The organism is Dokdonella sp., assembly GCF_041395345.1.
Taxonomy (GTDB): Bacteria; Pseudomonadota; Gammaproteobacteria; order Xanthomonadales; family Rhodanobacteraceae; genus Dokdonella.
Genome location: NZ_JAWLAR010000011.1, coordinates 128,471 through 150,282 on the forward strand (window position 1 = coordinate 128,471; position 21,812 = coordinate 150,282).

At 61.4% G+C, this 21,812-nt stretch carries 18 protein-coding genes and 1 tRNA gene; 14 read left to right on the plus strand and 5 right to left on the minus strand.

Going from position 1 to position 21,812, the window contains the following annotated elements:
* Positions 1–190 precede the first annotated feature (190 nt).
* Positions 191–397 (plus strand): carbon storage regulator CsrA, encoded by a 207-nt coding sequence (gene csrA / locus R3F00_RS11550; RefSeq protein ID WP_371281949.1) that lies wholly within the window; start codon positions 191–193, stop codon positions 395–397.
* 96 nt (positions 398–493) lie between these two features.
* A tRNA-Ser gene (locus tag R3F00_RS11555) sits at positions 494–586 on the plus strand.
* 350 nt (positions 587–936) lie between these two features.
* Here R3F00_RS11555 and recN read toward each other — a convergent pair.
* Positions 937–2,613, minus strand: a complete 1,677-nt coding sequence (recN, locus tag R3F00_RS11560; RefSeq protein ID WP_371281950.1) for a DNA repair protein RecN — start codon at positions 2,611–2,613, stop codon at positions 937–939.
* 157 nt (positions 2,614–2,770) lie between these two features.
* On the opposite strand from recN, the gene hrcA reads away from it, so the two are divergent.
* The 5 genes from hrcA (at position 2,771) to dapB (ending at position 8,617) form a co-directional block, all read left to right on the plus strand.
* Positions 2,771–3,829: a heat-inducible transcriptional repressor HrcA gene (gene hrcA / locus R3F00_RS11565; protein WP_371281951.1), complete on the plus strand. Its 1,059-nt coding sequence runs from the start codon at positions 2,771–2,773 to the stop codon at positions 3,827–3,829.
* A 139-nt stretch (positions 3,830–3,968) separates the two neighbouring features.
* Entirely contained in the window at positions 3,969–4,505 is a 537-nt protein-coding gene (gene grpE, locus R3F00_RS11570) for a nucleotide exchange factor GrpE (protein WP_371281952.1), read from the plus strand.
* 115 nt (positions 4,506–4,620) lie between these two features.
* On the plus strand, positions 4,621–6,537 hold the full coding sequence (gene dnaK, locus R3F00_RS11575) for a molecular chaperone DnaK (protein WP_371281953.1): 1,917 nt from the start codon (positions 4,621–4,623) through the stop codon (positions 6,535–6,537).
* A 102-nt stretch (positions 6,538–6,639) separates the two neighbouring features.
* A complete protein-coding gene (dnaJ, locus tag R3F00_RS11580) occupies positions 6,640–7,773 on the plus strand; it encodes a molecular chaperone DnaJ (protein WP_371281954.1) in 1,134 nt (377 codons plus the stop codon).
* Positions 7,774–7,843: 70 nt separating this feature from the next.
* The gene (gene dapB, locus R3F00_RS11585; RefSeq protein ID WP_371281955.1) at positions 7,844–8,617 is read left to right on the plus strand and encodes a 4-hydroxy-tetrahydrodipicolinate reductase; all 774 of its coding nucleotides are present in this window, start codon (positions 7,844–7,846) and stop codon (positions 8,615–8,617) included.
* An 8-nt stretch (positions 8,618–8,625) separates the two neighbouring features.
* On the opposite strand, the gene R3F00_RS11590 is transcribed toward dapB, so the two are convergent.
* Positions 8,626–10,167, minus strand: a complete 1,542-nt coding sequence (locus R3F00_RS11590) for a serine protease (protein WP_371281956.1) — start codon at positions 10,165–10,167, stop codon at positions 8,626–8,628.
* Between the two features lie 19 nt (positions 10,168–10,186).
* Positions 10,187–10,867 (minus strand): 2OG-Fe(II) oxygenase, encoded by a 681-nt coding sequence (locus R3F00_RS11595; protein WP_371281957.1) that lies wholly within the window; start codon positions 10,865–10,867, stop codon positions 10,187–10,189.
* A gap of 245 nt (positions 10,868–11,112) precedes the next feature.
* On the opposite strand from R3F00_RS11595, the gene carA reads away from it, so the two are divergent.
* The 6 genes from carA (at position 11,113) to recJ (ending at position 19,088) form a co-directional block, all read left to right on the plus strand.
* Complete coding sequence (gene carA / locus R3F00_RS11600; protein ID WP_371281958.1) at positions 11,113–12,252, plus strand: glutamine-hydrolyzing carbamoyl-phosphate synthase small subunit; 1,140 nt, start codon at positions 11,113–11,115, stop codon at positions 12,250–12,252.
* A 4-nt stretch (positions 12,253–12,256) separates the two neighbouring features.
* Positions 12,257–12,658, plus strand: a complete 402-nt coding sequence (locus R3F00_RS11605; protein ID WP_371281959.1) for a hypothetical protein — start codon at positions 12,257–12,259, stop codon at positions 12,656–12,658.
* On the plus strand, positions 12,642–15,869 hold the full coding sequence (gene carB / locus R3F00_RS11610; RefSeq protein ID WP_371281960.1) for a carbamoyl-phosphate synthase large subunit: 3,228 nt from the start codon (positions 12,642–12,644) through the stop codon (positions 15,867–15,869). The genes R3F00_RS11605 and carB overlap by 17 nt, the downstream gene beginning before the upstream one ends.
* Positions 15,866–16,345, plus strand: a complete 480-nt coding sequence (greA, locus tag R3F00_RS11615) for a transcription elongation factor GreA (RefSeq protein WP_371281961.1) — start codon at positions 15,866–15,868, stop codon at positions 16,343–16,345. The genes carB and greA overlap by 4 nt, the downstream gene beginning before the upstream one ends.
* 92 nt (positions 16,346–16,437) lie before the next feature.
* Positions 16,438–17,352, plus strand: coding sequence for a phosphoglycerate mutase (locus R3F00_RS11620; RefSeq protein ID WP_371281962.1), 915 nt, complete (start codon positions 16,438–16,440; stop codon positions 17,350–17,352).
* 62 nt (positions 17,353–17,414) lie between these two features.
* Positions 17,415–19,088: a single-stranded-DNA-specific exonuclease RecJ gene (gene recJ, locus R3F00_RS11625; protein WP_371281963.1), complete on the plus strand. Its 1,674-nt coding sequence runs from the start codon at positions 17,415–17,417 to the stop codon at positions 19,086–19,088.
* Here recJ and R3F00_RS11630 read toward each other — a convergent pair.
* Positions 19,070–19,606 carry an acyltransferase family protein gene (locus tag R3F00_RS11630; protein ID WP_371281983.1) on the minus strand — a complete coding sequence of 179 codons (537 nt, stop codon included), beginning with the start codon at positions 19,604–19,606 and terminating at the stop codon, positions 19,070–19,072. The genes recJ and R3F00_RS11630 overlap by 19 nt on opposite strands.
* Before the next feature lie 40 nt (positions 19,607–19,646).
* On the opposite strand from R3F00_RS11630, the gene prfB reads away from it, so the two are divergent.
* A protein-coding gene (gene prfB, locus R3F00_RS11635) for a peptide chain release factor 2 (protein WP_371281964.1) occupies positions 19,647–20,772 on the plus strand; the annotation gives its coding sequence in 2 pieces (ribosomal slippage) (positions 19,647–19,721 and positions 19,723–20,772; 1,125 coding nt in all).
* 51 nt (positions 20,773–20,823) lie between these two features.
* On the opposite strand, the gene R3F00_RS11640 is transcribed toward prfB, so the two are convergent.
* Complete coding sequence (locus R3F00_RS11640) at positions 20,824–21,612, minus strand: hypothetical protein (RefSeq protein ID WP_371281965.1); 789 nt, start codon at positions 21,610–21,612, stop codon at positions 20,824–20,826.
* Positions 21,613–21,812 lie beyond the last annotated feature (200 nt).

Sequence of the window (21,812 nt, forward strand, 5' to 3'; positions counted from 1 at the left end):
GTGGCACTTTTTTCGATTCCGAAACGGAGTGTCCCTGCAGGGTACGGCTGCGAAAACTGGGGGGAACGAGCCGCGAGGTCAGCTAGGGAGGCTGGTCTTGGTCCCCGGACATGACGCCGGATTGCGTGCGGAGTACGCGCGACTGGTAGCCAAGCCGGATCGACGAGAGCGCTTCAAGGAGTAGACAAACATGTTGATTTTGACCCGCCGAGTCGGGGAAACCCTGATGATAGGCGACGAAGTAACCGTTACCGTTCTTGGTGTTAAGGGCAATCAGGTGCGTATTGGCATCAATGCCCCAAAGGATGTTTCCGTACATCGCGAGGAAATCTACCAGCGCATCAAGCGTGAAGAGACTCCTGGTCAACCGTCCGGTGAGATGTCCGAGGATTCCTGACGCTTTACCGCATGGAGCTTGCCGGGTATCCTTCGCGTCCCGCCGAATCCGGTGGACAAGCCTGCCGGCCAAGTCTGACAGTCGGGAAACAAGATCGGAGAGATGGCCGAGTGGTCGAAGGCGCTCCCCTGCTAAGGGAGTATAGGGTCAAAAACTCTATCGAGGGTTCGAATCCCTCTCTCTCCGCCAGATACAAAAAAAGCCCCTCGAGGGGCTTTTTTTGTATCTGGCGGAGAGAGGAGTGGACGAAACCTCCGGGTTGACTCCGGGCGTCCCGCTCTACGCCCTTCGGGCCATCGCCGTTGGCGATGTTCGCTTCGGCATCCTGCCTGCGCAGTGACAAATTCGTCCGGAACGAATTTGGACAGCCGAACGGCTGGCCCGCAGCGCGAAGCGCAAGGGTGAGGCCCAGGGACGGGCCGAGCAATCCCCGCGGCAGGCAACCGAAACGCTCACCTTGGAGCCCCACTTGGGGGTTTTTTGTATCTGGCGGAGAAGGGATTTATGAAAACTCAGGTGGATTCCCGGAACCGCAGCGATCAATCAACTGCCTGCGCAAGCTGCAACATCTGCCTGGCGTGTGCCAGTGTTTCCCGGGTGATCTCGATGCCGCCGAGCATGCGGGCAAGTTCTTCGCGGCGGGCCTCTTCGTCAAGCTGGTGGATACGAGTTTCGGTCGCGTCGGCGCCGCTGGCCTTGCTGACGCGCAAGTGGGCGTGGCCCTGGGCGGCGACCTGGGCCAGATGAGTGACGCAGAGCACTTGGCGCTGGCTGCCGAGGCGACGCAATTTCTGGCCCACGACTTCGGCGACGGCGCCGCCAATTCCGGAATCGACCTCGTCAAAGACCATGGTGCCGACGTCATCCATGCCAAGCGCCGCCACTTCGATGGCGAGACTGATGCGGGACAGTTCACCGCCGGAGGCCACCTTGCGCAAGGCGCGAACCGGTTGGCCAGGATTGGCGCTGACCATGAATTCGCAGCGCTCGGTACCCTGGACGTTGGGATCCCCGGGTGGCAGCGACTCCAGCTCGACTTCGAATCGACCGCCGGCCATGCCGAGATCAGCTAGCAGCTCGGCGACGGATTGGCCGAGCCGTTTCGCCGCAGTCTTTCGTGCTGCACTCAGAGCCTTGGCGGCCTTCGCATACTGTTCGATCAGGGCGATGCGTTCGCGTTCCAGCGTGTCGAGATCGGTACTGGCGTTGCGCAGGGAGTCGAGTTCTTCCTGCAACTCGTCGCGTTTGGGCAGGAGTTCTTCCATCGACACGCGATGTTTGCGCGACAGCTCGTGCAGCTTGCCGAGTTGGGCATCCATTTCCGCCATCCGCTCCGGATCCAGTTCGAGCGAATCCTGGTAGCGGGTCAGGCTGTCGCCCGATTCGTCGACATGAATGCGCGCGGCGTCGAGCAGTTCGGTCAGGGATGCGAGTGCCGGATCGAGCGCCGCAAGGCGCTGGCTTTCCCCGTGTGCGCGGCTGACCAGACGCGACAGACTGAACTCGCTTTCGCCGTCCAGGAGTTCTGCCAGGCCAGCACAGCCCTGCAGCAGCTGGCCTGAATTGGCCAGACGCTTGTGTGTTTCCTCGAGTGACTGCAGGTCTTCGGCAGTGAGTGCATGCAGGGAGAGTTCCTCGACCTGATGCGACAGCCAGTCGATGCGTTCGGCATGATCCTGGCCACCGGAGAGTTGCCGGATGCGCGCCATGACCCTGCGCCAGGAAGCGGCCAGAGTCTGCACCAGGTTCAGCGCCTCGGAATGCGCGCCATAGGCGTCGAGCAAGGCCAGCTGCTGGGCTCGGTCCAGCAGCGCCTGGTGCTCGTGTTGGCCGTGGATCTCGATCAGTCGGTCGCCCAGAGCCTTCAGCTGGGTGAGGGTGACCGGTCGGCCGTTGATCCAGGCGCGCGAGCTGCCTTCGCTGCGGATCACCCTGCGCAGCTGGCAAGCATCTTCGTCATCGAGTTCGGCCTCGCGCAGCCACTCCAGCAGATCCGCGCGGCCGGCGAGATCGAACTCGGCCGAGAGTTCGGCGCGTTCTCTGCCATGACGCACGAGACCTGCGTCGGCGCGATTGCCGGACAGCATCAGCAGTGCGTCCACCAGCAGCGACTTGCCGGCGCCGGTTTCTCCGGTGACAACGGTCAAGCCTGTGTCAAAGGCAATTTCCGCCTCGCCGACGATGGCGAAATCCTTTACGAACAACGAACGGAGCATGCATGCGTCCCGATAAATCCCGGTTCAAGTTTCCGGGCCAGCGGGCATTGTCGCAAGTCTGGAAGCACGGAATGAGACCGCTATGTCTCTAGAGGTGAAGACTGCAGGCTGCAAACTTCGCTATTGCCTGCCCGGCGCTGCTGTGTATGCTCACGAAATGAGCTACTCCGGCCACCCCGACTCACTAGATGCACGTTCGCGCTCCCTGCTGCGAACCCTGATCGCCCAATACATTGCGGATGGCCAGCCGGTGGGATCGCGGACTCTGGCCAAGTCTTCGGGCCTCGATGTCAGCCCGGCGACCATTCGCAACATCATGTCCGACCTCGAAGACGCCGGTCTGGTTGCTGCGCCCCACACGTCGGCGGGACGCATCCCGACGGCGCAGGGCTATCGGATGTTCGTCGACAGCCTGCTCGAGATGCGCCCGCTCGGTGAACCCCAGGTCGAGCAGCTGCGCCGGGAACTGCCGACCGGCGCCGCCACCCCCGCCTTGCTTGGAAGCGCCAGCTCCCTGCTTTCCGAACTGACCCGGTTCGTCGGCGTGGTCAGCGTGCCGAAACACGACGAATTTCCTTTCCGGCACATCGATTTCGTCGCCCTCGACGGCAATCGCCTGCTGGTGATCCTGGTGTTCACGGACGGCCAGGTGCAGAACCGCGTCATCGAAACCCAGCAACCTTTTTCGCCGAGCGAACTGGAGCAGACGGCGAATTTCCTGAACAAGAACTACGCGGGCATGAGGCTGGACGAGATCCGCAAGCGTCTGTTGCGTGAAATTCAGGAGGAGGGCGCGCGACTCAACCGGATGCTGGCATCTGCGGTCGAAGTGGCGGAGCAGGCGTTCCAGTCGCCGGACGACAACGACATGCTGGTCAGCGGGCAGACCAATCTGATGGGCGTGCACGAGTTGTCGGAAGTCGACCGTCTTCGCGATCTGTTCGACGCCTTTCAGCGCAAGCGTGACCTTCTCCAGCTGCTGGAGCGCTGCTCCCGAGCCAAGGGCGTGCGCCTCTTCATCGGCGAGGAATCCGGCTTTCCGGCCCTTGGCGGCTATTCCCTGGTGACTGCCCCCTACGGCGTCGGCAACCGCGTGCTCGGCGTGCTGGGCGTGATCGGACCTACCCGCATGGCCTACGAAAGGGTTATTCCGGTGGTCTCAGCCACGGCTCAGTTGATTTCCGGTGCCTTGAACCGGCCAACGACGCCCCCATAGGGTAGGCGGGACGTCACTTCTGGCGCGCACATTCCCCGATCCTGCCGGGAGCGTGGGTCATTGTTGCGCCTGGCGCATTGATCAATCTGAAGACGGACCGGGCGCTTGGAGCCTGGTCGCCATGGTTTCTGGAGGCGAGATGGAAAACAAGGATCCGGCCAACGAACCGGTGGACAATTCGGCGGACGACCAGTCGACCGTGGAAACGGGTGACGAGGCCATGACCGGCCTGTTGGCCGAATACGAGGTCAAGCTGGGCGAGATGCGCGAACTGGTCCTGCGCGAGCGTGCGGAGATCGACAACCAGCGCAAGCGCCTGCAGCGCGACCTCGATCAGGCGCGGAAATTCGCCAACGAAAAGCTGCTGGCAGACTTGCTGCCTGTCATTGATCACCTCGAGCGCGGCCTCGGCGCGGACAAGGGCGATTCGGCCGGCATGCGTGCGGGCGTCGAACTGACCCTGAAGGAACTGCTGCGCGTGGCCACGACGCATGGTCTGGTCATCATCGACCCGGCTGGTGAAACCTTCGATCCGGAGCGGCATCAGGCCATGAGCATGGTTGACAGCGCCGAGCACGAGCCGAATCAGGTGGTAGCGGTGCTGCAGAAGGGCTACATGCTCAATGAGCGCCTGTTGCGACCTGCGCTGGTCAACGTGGCCCAGGCACCGGAATGATTCCGCGGCCGGGTTGGTCAATTTGCAACATGAGCGCTTGAAACGGGGCGGTTGACCCCCAAATTTTGCGCCAGTGGCCGTAGCGGCCGAACAAGATATTTCGGGAGAGAAACAAATGGGCAAGATCATCGGTATCGACCTCGGCACGACCAACTCGTGCGTCGCGGTCATGGAAGGCGGGACCGTCCGCGTCATTGAGAATTCCGAAGGCGATCGCACCACACCCTCGGTCGTGGCATTCAAGGACGGCGAAGTCCTGGTCGGTGCCACGGCGCGTCGTGGTGCAGTGACCAATCCGAAGAACACGTTCTCGGCGGTCAAGCGCCTGATTGGACGCAAGTTCACGGACGCCGAAGTGAAGAAGGACATCGATCTGGTGCCATACAAGATCATCGCCCACGACAATGGCGATGCCTGGGTCGAGACGGCCAACGGCAAGAAGATGGCGCCGCCGGAGGTTTCCGCGCAGGTCCTGATGAAGATGAAGAAGACGGCCGAGGACTATCTCGGTGAACCGGTGACAGAAGCGGTCATCACCGTTCCCGCCTACTTCAATGACAGTCAGCGTCAGGCGACCAAGGATGCCGGCCGCATTGCCGGTCTCGAGGTCAAGCGCATCATCAACGAGCCGACCGCGGCCGCGCTGGCCTATGGTCTGGACAAGAAGGGCGGCGATCGCAAGATTGCGGTCTATGACCTCGGTGGCGGCACCTTCGATATCTCGATCATCGAGATTGCCGAAGTGGATGGCGAAAAGCAGTTCGAAGTGCTCGCGACCAACGGCGACACCTTCCTCGGCGGTGAGGATTTCGACAAGCGCATCATCGACTACATCATCGACGAGTTCGAGAAGCAACATGGCGTGGATCTGAGCAAGAATCCAATCCAGCTGCAGCGCGTGCGTTCGGCTGCCGAGCGCGCCAAGATCGAGCTCAGCTCGCGCCAGCAGACGGACATCAACGAGCCGTTCATCACTCAGGTCAACAACGAAGGCGTGCATCTGGAAATGCGCCTGACCCGGTCCAAGCTCGAGTCGCTGGTCGAAGACTTGATCAAGCGCACCATCGAGCCGTGCCGCATGGCGATTTCCGACGCCGGCATCAAGGTTTCGGACATCGCTGAAGTCATCCTCGTCGGTGGCCAGACGCGCATGCCCAAGGTGCAGGAAGCGGTCAAGGATTTCTTTGGCAAGGAGCCGCGCAAGGACGTCAACCCCGATGAGGCGGTCGCGATTGGTGCGGCAGTCCAGGGCGGTGTGCTGTCCGGTACGGTCAAGGACGTGCTCCTGCTCGACGTGACTCCGCTGTCGCTCGGTATCGAGACCCTGGGCGGCGTATTCACCAAGCTGATCGAGAAGAACACGACCATCCCGACCAAGGCCAGTCAGGTGTTCTCGACCGCCGAGGACAACCAGAATGCGGTGACCGTGCATGTGCTGCAGGGCGAGCGCGAACAGGCCCGCTTCAACAAGTCGCTGGCAAAGTTCGATCTGACCGACATCGATCCGGCTCCGCGTGGCATGCCGCAGGTGGAAGTCACTTTCGACATCGATGCCAACGGCATCCTGCATGTGTCGGCCAAGGACAAGAAGACCGGCAAGGAGCAGCGCGTCGAGATCAAGGCCGGTTCCGGCTTGTCGGATGAAGAGGTCCAGCGCATGGTCAACGATGCGGAGGCCAATCGTGAGGAAGACAAGCGCTTCCAGGAGCTGGTCACCACGCGCAACAAGGCGGATCAGCTGGTCCACGCGACCCGCGCCGCGCTCAAGGAACATGGCGCCAACGTGCCGGGCGAGCAGCTTGGCAGCATCGAGGAAGCTCTGGCCGATCTCGACAAGGCCATGAAGGGTGACGACAAGGCGCAGATCGAGGCAAAGATTTCCCGCGTCGAGGAAGTCTCCCAGGCGCTGCAGGCAGCCGCCGCGGCGGGCGCCCAAGCGGGTGCAACTGGTGAGTCGCAGGGCGGAGCCTCGCAGCCGGATGACGTGGTCGATGCCGAATTCACGGAAGTGAAAGACGACGACAAGAAGTAAGTCGTGTGAGAACGGGCGAAACGATGGCCAGAGCCGAAGCACGGTTCGTCGTTTCGCCTTTCACGTGTCAACGCCCTATCGATGCCGGTTTTCGCTTCCACCATGACCAGTAAACGTTGCTACTACGAAGTCCTTTCGGTCGAGCGCACTGCCTCGGACGAGGCGATCAAGAAATCCTTTCGCCGCCTCGCGATGAAGTGCCATCCCGATCGTTGCCCGGACGATCCCGAAGCACAGGAGCGATTCAAGGAAGCCAAGGAAGCCTATGAAGTCCTGGCCGACGGCCGTAAGCGTGCGGCGTACGATCAATACGGCCATGCCGCCTTCGAGAACGGCATGGGTGGCCGGGGCAATGGTGGTTTCAACGGAGATGTCGGCGACATCTTCGGCGATATCTTCAGCGACATCTTCGGCATGGGCGGCAACGGTCGCGGGCGTCCCCGGCGCGGGTCGGATCTTCGCTATCTTCTTGAGCTCGATCTCGAAGAAGCCGTGTTCGGCGTCGAGAAGCACATCGAGGTACCCACCCTGGTTGCCTGTGAACACTGCCAGGGCAGCGGCTCCGAGGATGGCAAGACTTCAACCTGCGATACCTGCCGAGGACATGGCCGCGTGCGCATGCAGAACGGTATTTTCTCGGTCCAGCAAACCTGTCCGCATTGCGCCGGGACCGGCAAGACGGTGGCCAACCCGTGTCGCAGTTGCCACGGCGAAGGTCGGGTCAACGATGAACGCACCCTTGAAGTCAAGATTCCGGCCGGAGTCGACAACGGCGATCGCATCCGGCTGACCGGGCAGGGCGAAGCCGGCCCAGCAGGTACGGTTCCGGGCGATCTCTATGTCGAGGTGCGTGTGCGCGAGCACGCCATCTTTACGCGCGAAGCGGATGATCTCTATTGCGAGGTGCCCATCCGGTTCGCCCAGGCAACCCTGGGAGCCGAGCTCGAAGTGCCCACCCTGGGCGGTGAAGCAAGGATTTCGATTCCACCGGAAACCCAGACCGGCAAGTTGTTCCGCCTGCGCGGCAAGGGCGTCAAGTCCGTGCGCAGTGGTCACACCGGCGATCTCCTGTGTCGGGTCGTGCTTGAGACCCCGGTCAAGTTGACCAGCCGTCAGCGCGAGTTGCTGGAGGAGTTTGAAGCCACGTTTGATGGCGACAAGGCCCAGACCCATTCGCCGCGAAACCGTAGCTGGCTGGACGGGGTCAAGCAGTTCTGGGACCGCGTGACTTCCTGACCGGCATGGCGCAACGCGCCAGCTACGGTTTACCCTGCATGACGAACAGCGGTCAGGCAAGGTTTCAGGCATGAACGAACCCATCAGATTGATTGTCTTCGGTGCCGCCGGGCGCATGGGCCAGGCAGTGCTGAGGATTGCCTCGGAGAACTCTGGATTCGAAGTGGCGGTCGCGGTCGTTCGCGAGCGAAAGGACGATGCTGGAAACGCTGTCGCCGCGAACTACGCGACAGTCGTCGACGCTGGGACAGGCGCGGATGCCGTCCTCGATTTTTCCGGCACTGCCGGTTTCAATGCCGCGCTGGACCTGGCCGTGCAGCGAAGGCTTCCGCTGGTCAGCGGTTCCACGGGACTCAGCGATGCCCAGCAAGCCGCCATGGCGGCGGCGGCTTCGAAGATCCCGGTACTGTGGGCTGCGAACTTCAGTCTGGGCGTGGCGGTGCTGGCGCATCTTGCCGCACAGGCGGCCAGCCTGCTGCCCGATTGGGACTGCGAGATCATCGAGGCCCATCATCGCCTCAAGACGGATGCGCCCTCCGGCACCGCCCTTACGCTCGGCGAGCGCGTCAATGCTTCTCGCGGCAGACCGAACGACCCTGCCAGGATCGATCGGTCAGGAAAGCGCGCTCCGGGTGCAATCGGCTATTCGGTCTCCCGCGCCGGCGACATCATTGGTGAGCACGAGGTGCGTCTGGCCGGCAGTGGCGAACGCCTGGAACTGATTCATCGGGCCGGTGATCGTGACCTGTTTGCCCGCGGTGCGCTGGCAGGCGCGCGCTGGATCGTCGGCAAGCCGGCCGGCCTGCACCAGGTTGGGGACGTGCTCGGACTCGCCCGCCGATAACGCCCGGATCAGTGCTGCTGGGACTGCGTACCGTACGGACGCGGATGCGTGCCGATGCCACGGCCCTGCAGCCTCAGCGGGCGTGCCTGCAACCCGGCTGCGATGCGCACGGCCAGACTGCCTTCGGCTTCCTGATCCACCGGGGTCGGGGTATTGTGGTCGATACCGGCAATACTCAGTGCGCCGGTTCCTGCCGGATCCAGCCAGTCGCGCAAGCGGCTCGACGCAGATGGGCCATCCCATCCGGCCGAGAACTTGCCGTAGCAATCCCAGCCGTTGTCCGGAACCGTGCCCATGCATGCAGCCGTACCGCCGGACAGCACGCCAATCAGGCGCCGGCCGCTGCCGCCAGGCGAGCTGGACGGGATCCAGAGTCCGGATCCGGACGAACCGCCTTCCGTGGTGCCCTGATCATAGGGACCGGTGCGCCAGTGGGTGTTGAAGCTGCCGCCCCCTGTACTGATGCAGTTGTTCATCGTTCTCGGCGCGACCGGACTGTTGTTGATCTTGAGTGAATCCTGGCTGGGGTGATGGATGCCGATGCTGCCGGAAGGGGCAATATTGGTCGCATCCCAGCCGGCGTGGAACAGGTTCCAGGAAGGATCCGGCGCCTGGTTCAGCTCGACCAGGGTGAAATCCGCATCGGCACGGGTGGCGCGCAGGGTCGTGCCGGTCTGGTTCTGGGTGAAGGAAATGCCGCTGTTGCCCGCACAGGTGGTGGAACGGTAGTTCCAGTACATCCGCATGCTTGCAGCCTCGGTCTGTGTGGACAGGCAATGCGCTGCGGTCAGTACGTAGTTTTTCCGATCCGCGGGCACGTCCGACATCAGGGTCGCCGTGCAGACATAAGTGAGACCGTCATCATCTGCGCGAAACTCGTAGTAGGCGATCGCACGCTGCTCGGCCGTGTAGGGTTCGCCAAGAGGGCAGGCCACATTGATGTTGCAGGGCCCGGAATTGCCGGGAATGCCCAGGCGCGGCTCGACTTCGAACATGTTGCGGAACCCGGCACCGACATCGGTAAGCGTCAGTTCGCCAGGGCCGATCTGCGAACCCGCCGCAAGCCGTAACTCGATCGTTGCAGCTTCACCGGGAACCATGGGAATGGATAGCGGCGATGCATCCTCTGCCGTATACGGGCCCTCGTAGTAGTCATCCGCGCCGATGACCCAAAGCGCAGCTCCCTCAGGCAGGGCATAGCGATCAAAGCTCAGGTGCAGGTCGGTCGCACCAGGAACCTGCACTCGAAGCCGCCAGAGTGAAGAGCCATCTTCCAGCGTCTGCCAGATACCGTCCGTGTCGGGACCCAACTCGACCGGGTTGCCTTCGGCGATGGCCATTCTCTTGGTTCTTGCATGTGTCGCGTCGCGCATTCGTGCGTCGTATGCAGCGCGCGCAGCAGCGCTGTCGATAGCCGGCAGGAATACTTGAGGCACCTGGATGCCACGCTTGGCTGTAGCGCCGATGCTGTAGGGCGCTTCTCCCTGGCGTGCCTGGATCGGCTGTGCCAGAACCAGGATCGCCACGGGTAGCAGAAGCAGTCGTCTCATTTTCATCGGGTTGCCGGGTTCAGTCGAGGTGGGACGCGTTGTTCTTGCGCCGAGCGCCAATTCTACGGTCTATCGCTCCAAACAACTTCTTGAACAGTCTGGAAAACTTGCCACGACGGGTCTTGCGCAGCTTTTCGTCTTCATTCAGCAGCCATGCCACCTGGATAACCCGCCGTTCTCCTTCGTAGGGCAAATGGCCATGGTACGAATTGCTGCTGCGCCGAAATGCGACGAGGTTGCCGTAAACAGGCCTTATCTCGGGAATGACCATGTCATCGATACTGTCGGCGCGCCTGAGAAACCTGAGGCAACCGTCGCTGGTCTCGGGCCAGGATTCATTCAGGTAGATCAATGCCGTTGCGATCTTCGACTGGCTGTCGGTATGGATGGTCCCGTGTCGCTTGTTGAGGGTGCGACAGATCGTGATCAGGGTGGGGAAGTTGCCGAGTCCTTCAATGCCCAGGCGTGCGCCTATCGCGTTGGAAAATGCAGGCCCGGTCAGCTCGTCAACCAGCTGGTTGATTGAAGCTCCGCAATCAGCGGGTTCATAGGGGAAGAACCCCGCACTCGCATAGCGCGGGAAATCGGAATCCAGCATGCCTTGCGCGGAATCAGGCAGTTGCCCACTCGCTGCCAGGAACGAAAACGGCTCGTGCAGAACCACGGTATCGTCACGATTCAAGCTCTCGGTATTCAGCATTTGCACGGGCTGCGGGACCGCATGATGGGCAATGAGACGCGATTCTAGCGCCATTGGTTCGCGACAGGTCCCTATTGCGTGCGCTTGCGGAGGTGGACAGGGAGACGGGCGATGCCTATCATTCCGCCTCGCCTTGACCCCACTTGAATCCGCCCCAACCACGGACTGGCCGACCCAGCCCGCGGGTTTCGTCGCACCCGGATCCAATCCGACTTCGCGACGAGGGCCACTACCCAGGCGAAAGCATGACCCGACCAGCCATTCTTGCCCTCGCCGACGGTAGCCAGTTTCGTGGTCGCTCGATCGGCGTCGACGGCAGCAGCACCGGAGAAGTCGTATTCAATACGGCAATGACCGGTTATCAGGAAATCCTGACCGATCCCTCCTACGCGCAGCAGATCGTCACCCTGACTTATCCGCATATCGGTAACACCGGCTGCAATGCGGTGGATGTGGAATCGGATCAGGTGCACGCCGCCGGGCTCGTCATTCGCGATCTGCCACTACTCGCCAGCAGCTGGCGTAGTGAGGAATCCCTCGATGCCTACCTCAAGCGCAACGGGATCGTGGCGATCGCCGACATCGATACGCGCCGATTGACGCGCATACTGCGACAAAGCGGCGCCCAGGCTGGCTGCATCCTCGCTGGTGACAACCTCGATGCAGACCTTGCGCTGGCCCAGGCGCGGGCGTTTCCGGGATTGTCGGGAATGGACCTTGCCAAGGTGGTTTCCACGAAGCGAGCCTATGACTGGGGCCACGCCGTCCACGATCTGGACGGCAAGCCGTCGCATCCCCCAAAGCCACGTTTTCGTGTCGTTGCCTATGATTTCGGCGTCAAGCACAACATCTTGCGCATGCTCACCGATCGCGCCTGCGAAGTCCTTGTCGTGCCCGCCACGACGCCGGCTGCCGAGGTTCTCGACATGAATCCGGATGGGGTTTTCCTATCCAATGGGCCCGGCGATCCGGAGCCCTGCGACTACGCCATCGCCGCCATTCGCGAGCTCATGGAAAGGCGCATGCCGCTGTTTGGCATCTGCCTCGGGCATCAGCTGCTGGGGCTGGCTGCGGGTGCCAAAAGCGCCAAGATGAAATTCGGCCATCACGGAGCCAACCATCCTGTGGTGGATCTGGATACCGGGCGAGTCATGATATCCAGCCAGAACCACGGCTTCTGTGTAGACGAATCGAGTCTGCCATCCCGACTTCGGACAACGCATCGCTCGTTGTTCGATGGTTCATTGCAAGGCATTGAACTGACTGACGGACCCGCATTCGGATTTCAGGGCCATCCCGAAGCCAGTCCCGGCCCACACGATGTGGCCCCGTTGTTTGATCGTTTCATTCAGCTGATGGAGGCGCGTGCGACAGCCGCGGCATAAACGCATGAGAATTCCACAAAAACTGGTGTGTCTCTTACTTCCCTTCGCCGTGCTTGGTTTTTCGTCGGCGAGTAGCCTGGCCGCACCTGCGGCCGCCACCAAGGCAGGCAAGTCCGCTACCGCAAACGCATCCAGTCTGCGCGAAATCGAATACACGGCACTGGAAGACAAGATTGGTGCCAAGCTGGTCATCAATACCACCAATGGCACGACGCGCAGCGGCGGGTTGACGCGCTATACCAACGTGACCCTGACGCTTCAGCTGGGTCCCGAGAACGGCTCAATCGAGTTGTCGGTGCCGCGCGATACGATCCGCAAGATCCTGATCGAGATTCCGCCAGCCGACCCCTTGTTCCTCAACGAAGAATCCCCGGACAAAGGCGAAACTGGTGCCAAAAAGAACTGATCTCCGCACTGTCCTCGTCATTGGTGCAGGGCCCATCGTCATTGGCCAGGCCTGCGAGTTCGACTATTCCGGTGCGCAAGCGTGCAAGGCCCTCAAGGCAGAAGGCTATCGGGTTGTACTGATCAACTCGAATCCGGCCACGATCATGACCGATCCGGAAACTGCGGACGTGGTCTACATCGAGCCGATCAATGCGCGCATGGTCGAAAAGATCATCGCCAAGGAAAAGCCCGATGCGCTGTTGCCGACCATGGGTGGGCAGACCGCGCTGAACTGCGCGCTGGATCTGGCCGACAAGGGCATTCTCGAAAAGCATGGTGTCGAGCTGATCGGTGCATCGCGCGAGGCCATTCGCATGGCCGAAGATCGCGAACTGTTCCGTGTGGCCATGGCTGACATCGGGCTCGAGTGTCCGAAGGCCGAGGTCGTGCGCAGCTTTGAGCATGCCCTCGAGGCCCAGCTCAAGGTGGGTTATCCGACCATCATCCGTCCCAGCTTCACCCTGGGTGGATCCGGCGGCGGCATCGCCTACAACCGCGAGGAATTCGAGGAGATCGTCAAGCGCGGACTCGATCTGTCGCCAGTCAACGAAGTGCTGATCGAGGAATCCGTGCTCGGCTGGAAGGAATTCGAGATGGAAGTGGTGCGCGACACCGCGGACAACTGCATCATCGTCTGCTCCATCGAGAATTTCGATCCGATGGGTGTTCACACCGGCGACTCGATCACGGTGGCACCGGCGCAGACCCTCACCGACAAGGAGTACCAGCGACTTCGCGACGCATCGATCGCCGTGCTTCGCAAGATTGGCGTCGACACCGGCGGCTCCAACGTCCAGTTCGGCATCAATGCCGAGGACGGTCGCGTCGTTGTCATCGAAATGAATCCGCGCGTATCCCGATCATCCGCCCTGGCTTCCAAGGCGACTGGTTTTCCGATTGCCAAGATCGCGGCGAAGCTGGCGATCGGCTACACCCTCGATGAACTGCGCAACGAAATTACCGGTGGCCTCACGCCGGCTTCGTTCGAGCCCTCCATCGACTATGTCGTGACCAAGATCCCGCGTTTCGCGTTCGAGAAATTTCCTGCCGCAGATTCGCGCCTGACCACGCAGATGAAATCAGTTGGCGAAGTCATGGCAATCGGACGCACATTCCAGGAGTCGTTGCAGAAGGCGTTGCGCGGTCTGGAGACGGGCAACAACGGGCTTAGCCCGCAAGAAATCGACTACAGTACCGAAGTCGGCATGACCACGCTCAAGCGCGAGTTGCGTCAGCCGGGACCGGACCGAATTCTGTATATCGGTGATGGTTTCCGCGCCGGACTGTCGCAAAAGGACATGTTCGGCCTGACTCACGTCGATCCCTGGTTCCTGGCCCAGATCGAAGAGCTGATCCAGATCGAAGCCAGTATTGCCAAGAATGGTTTGGCCGCGATTGACGCAGATCGCATGCGCGCGCTCAAGCGCAAGGGATTTTCCGACTCGCGGCTCGCCGAATTGCTCGACACCGACGAGAATGCCGTGCGTCACCTGCGCCGTGCCTTCAACGTGCGTCCGGTCTACAAGCGTGTCGATTCCTGCGCGGCCGAGTTCGCCACGACGACCGCCTACATGTACTCCACCTATGAAGAGGAATGCGAGGCCGAACCCACCACGCGAGACAAGATCATCGTGCTCGGTGGTGGTCCGAATCGCATCGGCCAGGGTATCGAGTTCGACTATTGTTGCGTGCATGCGGCGCTTGCATTGCGCGAGGACGGCTTCGAAACGATCATGGTCAACTGCAATCCGGAGACCGTTTCGACCGACTACGACACCTCCGATCGCCTCTACTTCGAGCCACTGACGCTCGAGGATGTGCTGGAGATCATCGACAAGGAAAAGCCCAAGGGCGTTATTGTCCAGTACGGCGGACAAACGCCGCTGAAGCTTGCCCGGGCGCTTGAAGCGGCTGGCGCACCGATCATCGGAACCTCGCCGGATTCGATCGACCTGGCAGAGGACCGCGAGCGCTTCCAGAAGATGATCAACAAGCTGGGTCTTGCCCAGCCCCCGAATCGCACCGCGCGCAATGCCGACGAAGCCATTGCGCTCGCCCGCGAGATCGGCTACCCGCTCGTGGTCCGGCCCAGCTACGTGCTCGGTGGACGTGCCATGGAGGTTGTGCACGATGACGAAGACCTGGCGCGCTACATCCGCGATGCGGTGAAGGTTTCGAACGAGTCGCCGGTTCTGCTCGATCGCTTTCTCGATCACGCCACCGAAATCGACGTCGACCTGGTCGCCGATGCCGAGGGCAATGTCCTGATTGGCGGCGTGATGGAGCATATCGAGGAGGCAGGCGTGCATTCGGGCGATTCGTCCTGTTCGCTGCCACCGTACTCGCTGAGTGCGGAGCTTCAGGATCGCCTGCGCTTTCAGGTCAGCCAGATGGCGCGGGAACTGAAGGTGGTTGGTCTCATGAACACCCAGTTCGCGATCCAGGGTGATTCCATCTTCGTTCTCGAAGTCAATCCACGTGCCTCGCGTACCGTGCCATTCGTTTCCAAGGCCACGGGTGTTCCGCTGGCCAAGATTGCCGCACGCTGCATGGTCGGACGTTCGCTGCCGGATCAGGGTGTGAGCGCGGAAATGGTGCCGAAGTATTTTTCCGTCAAGGAAGCGATTTTTCCGTTCCTCAAGTTCCAGAACGTGGACCCCATTCTTGGCCCGGAAATGCGCTCGACCGGCGAAGTCATGGGCGTAGGCCGTACTTTCGGTGAAGCATTCGCACGCGCCCATGAGGCTGCTGGCATCGAACCGCCCGCTATCGGAAAGGCCTTCCTTTCCGTGCGCGAATCGGACAAGAGTCGGCTTGTCTCGATCGCCGAGGAGCTGTTGCGCCGTGGCTTCGGTCTTGTGGCCACCAGTGGTACCTGCTCCTACCTGAGCGAACGTGGCATCGTCTGCGAACGTATCAACAAGGTCATTGAAGGGCGGCCGCATATTGTCGACCTGATCAAGAATCGGGAAATCGTGTTCATCGTCAATACCACCGAAGGCAAGCAGGCGATTGCGGATTCGTTCTCCATCCGGCGCCAGGCCTTGCAGCAACGCGTCACGTATTCGACTACCATCTCCGGAGCAAAAGCCTTGCTTCACTCTCTGGATTTCCGCGAGAGCGGTGAGGTCAACAGCCTTCAGGAATTGCACAGGGAATTGACCGCATGAATCGAGCGCCAATGACACAAAAGGGTGCGGATCGCTTGCGTGCGGAACTTGATCGACTCAAGTCCGTGGATCGGCCGCGCATCATCCATGCCATCGCGGAAGCACGTGCGCACGGCGATCTCAAGGAGAACGCCGAGTATCACGCGGCGCGCGAAATGCAGGGTTTTACCGAGGGCCGCATCAAGGAGCTCGAGGCCGCCCTGAGCTACGCCGACGTGATCGACATTTCAAAGCTCAACGCCGGCAGCAAGATCGTGTTCGGAGCGACCGTTGACCTCGCGGACGAAGACACCGGCGAAGAAGTCACCTACCAGATCGTTGGCGATCTCGAGGCCGACATCAAGCAGAAGCTGATCTCGATATCCTCACCCTTTGCACGGGCATTGATCGGAAAGAATGAAGGTGACAGCTTCGAGTTCCAGGCACCGAATGGCACTCGAAACTACGAGATCGTTGGCGTTCGCTATATCACCTGACGCATGCACGAAGCGGGCAAGCCATTGGCGTTTCCTGACCATGCCCATGCATGACTGAGGTCTTGCTGCTGCTGCCGGACTGGAGGCGCTGCATGGCGTCTGTGCGAGTGGCTCGGGGCACGCTTGCGCGATGGTGGCGACTGGGCGATCGCGCTGCGCCTGTCAGCCCGGGTGAAGTCGAAGCCGTTCGTTCGGTCTTTCAGTGGCCCGGAAAGTCGATGCCAACCGCGGCGCTGACACGCCAGCATGATGCGGGCGATGCGGCCGGTTCTGCCTGGCTTCGCGCTGATCCCGCCCATGTACGAGCCGACATGGCGACTGCTCGCATGCTGGCCTGCGGCGAACTCGGTTTGTCGCTGGCCGATTGCGCAAGCATTTCCCGCGAGCTCAAGCCGTTGTTCGGCGATGCCGGATTCGAGTTTGATGCGAGGCTGCCGCAGCGCTGGTACGTGCGTGCGTCGAGCGGCGTGCAGCTGCCATCGGCGGCGACACCCGACGAGGCATTGGGAGACGACCTCAAGCTGCATCTGCCCGAAGGTTCGGCTGGCAAGCAGTGGCGCCAGCTGTTCAACGAGGCACAGATCATCCTGCACAACCATCCGGTCAACGCGGAGCGTGCGCGGATCGGTGCGGTTGCAGTCAACAGTCTGTGGTTCTGGGGTGGAGGCCGTCTGCCCGATTGGGTGCGCAGCGATCTGACTTTGCTCATCAGCGATCGCGCCGAGCTGCAATCATTGGCTGATCTCGCCTCTGTCACACGCGCTCCACTCTCAACCGGAATCGTATCGGGCATAAAGCAGGTCGAAGGAAGCGGTCGCCGTGTCCTCATCGACCTTTTCGAGTTGCGCGCCGACAGCCTCGAGGAAAACGGCTTTGCCGTGCTCGATGCCATGATGCGCAGCGGTGAATGCAGCTCGGTCAGCCTGCTGTTCGCCTCGGGCGAGCGTCTTCGTTTCAGGCCCAGCCACCGCTTGCGTTTCTGGCGGCGGACCAGCGATCTGGCATGACCGCAAACTCCGCAATCCGGCGCAGAACGCCGACTGCGTCGACAGCAGCATGGCCGGCACAGATGCACCCCGTGCTGCGACGTGTCTATGCCGCTCGCGGCATCTGCAGCAGCGAGCAGGTGGAACACCGACTGGCGCACATGGCGCCCCCCGCTTCGCTGGGCGGTATGACTGTTGCCTGCGAATTGCTGGCTGACGCGATGCGGCATGAAAAGCGGATCGTCGTAGTCGGTGATTTCGATTGCGACGGCGCAACCGGAACTGCGGTCGCGGTGCGCGGTCTGCGCCTGCTCGGCGCGAGGCAGGTTGGATATCGCGTGCCGAATCGATTCCTGCATGGCTATGGGCTCAGCCGCGAACTGGTCGAGACCCTGGTTGAACCTTCTCCGGATCTGATCATTACCGTAGACAACGGTATAGCCAGCATCGCCGGTGTGCGTGCCGCCCGCGAGCGTGGTATCGATGTGCTGGTGACCGATCATCACTTGCCAGGTCCCGAGCTGCCTGCCGCCAACGCCATCGTCAATCCGAATCTCGCGGACGATGCATTCGCGAGCAAGGCGCTGGCTGGAGTGGGCGTGATCTTTTGCGTCCTGGTTGCGTTGCGTGCGCATCTGCGCGAGATCGACTGGTTTGCCGAACGCGAACTTCCCGAGCCGGACCTGAGCGTGCTGCTCGACCTGGTCGCACTGGGAACGGTTGCTGACCTGGTACCGCTGGACTTCAACAACCGGGTGCTTGTGCAAGCCGGTTTGCGCCGGATCCGTTCAGGCCAGGCCTGTGCCGGAATCAATGCCTTGCTGCGCAGTGCCGGGCGTGCAACGGCGACCCTGGTGCCCAGCGACCTCGGATTCGCGGCAGCGCCGCGAATCAACGCAGCGGGACGGCTGGAAGACATGGCCCTCGGTATCGAATGCCTGCTCACCGACGATCCGGCCACGGCACAAGGTCACGCGGAACGCCTGTCCGCAATCAACGCCGAACGCCGCGAGTTGCAGACAAGCATGGTCGAACAGGCTGAAGCGGCGGTGTCGCGGTGGATTGCGGCGCAGGGCCGGTCGGCCTTGCCGCTGGGCCTGACCCTGTTCGAGGATGACTGGCATGCCGGCGTGGTCGGTCTGGTCGCATCGAAGCTGAAGGATCGATTGCATCGGCCGGTCGTGGCCTGCGCACCTGCGCTGGAGGGCGGCAATGAAGTGCGCTGCTCTGCGCGTTCGATTCGCGGCATTCACGTGCGCGACATCCTCGCAGAAGTGGACGTACGCTGCCCTGGTCTGATTGTCCGCTTCGGCGGCCATGCCATGGCAGCCGGCCTGACCCTTGATCGATCCGATGTACCGCGCTTTGCCGAAGTCTTTGACAGCGTGGTCCGCTCCCGCGCTGCGGCCGAGTTGTTCGAGCCCGTCGTGCTGACCGACGGCGAGCTGGATGCCGGAGATTTCAGCCTCGAGCTGGCTACCGAGTTGCGCTACGCCGGGCCCTGGGGTCAGGGCTTCAGCGAACCGCTCTTCGACAACGACTTCGAGCTGCACTCGTGGCGCCTGGTGGGCGGCAAGCATTGGCGCATGACGCTTCGTCCGAGTGGCGCCGACCATCTCGTGGAGGCCATGCACTTCAATGTGGATCCCGGTGCGATCCCGCCGCAGCAATTCCGCGCCGCCTATCAACTCGATGTCAACGAATGGAATGGCCGGGAATCGCTGCAGCTGATCCTGCGTCATGTGGAAGCTGCCTGAACGACACCGCTGCTCTTCTTTCGAGGCAAACCCTTCAGTCCGAACAGTGGCCGCATCAAGCGGATTCGGCGCACCAGCTCGTATCCCGCAAAGCAGGCCGCGAAGGTTCCAACAATCAACAGCGGCGCTTCGATAACCGGGTGAATGCCCAAAGGTTTCAGATTGTGCGCAAACGCGACGATCACGGTCTGGTGCAGGATGTAGACCGGAAATACGGCCTGCGACAGGTACCTGAGCGCGGGACTGTCGCCAGGCGCAAGGCGACCGGCAAAACCCGTCACCGCGACAATCGCGGACCACTCCACGATGCCCCAGACCGCACGTTGCAACTGACGCAGAAGTTCGGGTGGCTCGACACTCGAATAGATGGAGTTGGAGAGGTTCAGCAGCACCCACCCGGAAAGTGCCAGGAGAAGGGGTGGCCAACGATAGCGCTGCATGGCTTGCCAGATCGAACCGGCACTGGCGAGGAAGTCATGCGCGTGGCCTGAGCCCTCGTCACCAGCGGCGGGTCCGATTTGCTATCCTTCGCGGCCCGAATCGAAGCGCAAGAATTCCGTGATAGAGACCAATCCCATCCGTGCCGGCATCGAAGACCTCAAGGAGCGACTCGAATCGCTCAGGGGGTTTCTTTGACTTTGATTCCAGGGCCGAGCGCCTGGAGGAGGTCAGCAGGGAGTTGGAAAACCCCGATATCTGGAACGACCCAGCCCGCGCCCAGGATCTCGGCAAGGAACGTGCGCAGCTCGAGCGTGTAGTCAACGGAATTGTCGAATTGAGGCAGGGCCTCGAGGATGCCGGAGAATTGCTCGAACTCGGCGAGGCGGAATCCGACGAGGACGTCATCAAGGGTGTCGAATCCGATGTGGCGGAGATCGCGACCCGCGTCGAGAAGCTCGAATTCCAGCGCATGTTTTCCGGCGAGATGGACAGTTCGAATGCCTTCGTGGACATCCAGGCCGGGGCAGGCGGTACCGAAGCCCAGGACTGGGCCGAGATGCTGCTGCGCATGTATCTGCGCTGGGCCGAAGATCGTGGCTGGAAGACCGAATTGCTCGAGGCATCCGCCGGCGAGGTGGCCGGCATCAAGAGTGCGACATTCAAGGTCGAGGGCGACTACGCCTATGGCTGGCTGAAAACCGAGATCGGCGTGCACCGTCTGGTACGCAAGTCGCCCTTTGATTCGGACAATCGTCGCCACACCAGCTTCACCTCGGTCTTCGTGTCGCCCGAGGTGGACGACAATATCGATATCGAGATCAACCCGGCCGATCTGAAGACCGACGTCTATCGTTCTTCGGGTGCGGGCGGACAGCACGTCAACAAGACCGAGTCGGCCGTGCGCATCACCCACGTACCGACCGGCGTCGTGGTTGCTTGTCAGACCGGTCGCTCGCAGCATGCCAATCGCGACAACGCGATGAAGATGTTGCGGGCGAAGCTGTATGAGCTGGAAGTGCAGAAGCGCAATGTCGAGAGGGATGCGCTGGAGGCAACCAAATCCGATATCGGCTGGGGCAGTCAGATCCGCAACTACGTGCTTGATCAGAGCCGGATCAAGGATCTGCGCACGGGTGTGGAGCGCACCGATACGCAAAGGGTACTGGACGGGGATATCGACGAGTTCATCGAGGCGAGCCTGAAATCAGGCCTTGAGGCTGGCGCAAAGCGAAGTGATGCGTAGGGCGTGCGCCCCTCCAGTCCCCACTGGAAGGGCGCACGGCATTGAGTGCGACTACTCCGGTGTGGAGAGATCCGGCCTGGAAACGTAGATCGTATCTTCGGTGCCTTTGTAGGTCGCCGAAAAGCTCTTCATGGTCTCGTCAGCCGCAGCCTCCGAGCCCAACGACTTGGCCAGGATCTTCATCAGCGATGGATCCGGATCGGCCATGTCGGCCCAGCTCTTCATCGGCGACACGATGGACATGCCGCCACTACCGCCAATGTTGTAGGAGATCGAATAGGGGTAGGCCCATTTTTCGTCTTCGACGGCTTTCTGGATCTTGTCCAGGGCTGCCTTGCGGTCGGCGTAGGTTCCCGGCTTGGTCGAGAAATTCGTGACCGAGAAATACTTGTAGTCATCGCTCTCTATCCAGTTGCTGTGCTTGGTATCCAGCTCCGAAAAATAGTGCTCGGCACGTTCGGTGAACGGACCCACGTCCTTGTTGTAGGCTTCATTGGCCTTGGCTTGCATGGACCAGGCCTCGTTGGCATCCATGTCCTTCCAGAAGTGCGAACCGGAGCGAATGATGTAGTGCCCGAGATCGCTGCCAACGACGGGTTGGTAGATGTGCCAGACAAATTTCTCGCCGGCCGACTTGCGCCAGGCTGCATGCTTCTTCAGGGCGGCTTCGAACTGGGCTTCCTGACCCGGCTTGGCCCATATCTTCCACACGGTGGCGATGGTGCCTTGCTCCTGCATGGCCTTCTTGTCCGCTTGCGCCCACGCCGCTGTGGTACAGAACATCAGAAGTATCATGCTGAGCAGCGCGCACAACACTGGCTTTTGCCTAGGATTGCTCATGGTTCACCCTCCCGGATTTGAGTATCAAGTCCCCGCCCGGCTGCTGATCGGATCAGCGCCGTGGGGATACCAGTATAGGCCTCTGATTTTGTGGGTGTATCGAGCGAAAACAGGGCATGTTTTACGTTATGATTGACGGCTTTGTTGCGAGTAGTGCATTTTGCGTTTTCGCAGCCCACCCAGGATTTTCCGAAGATTTT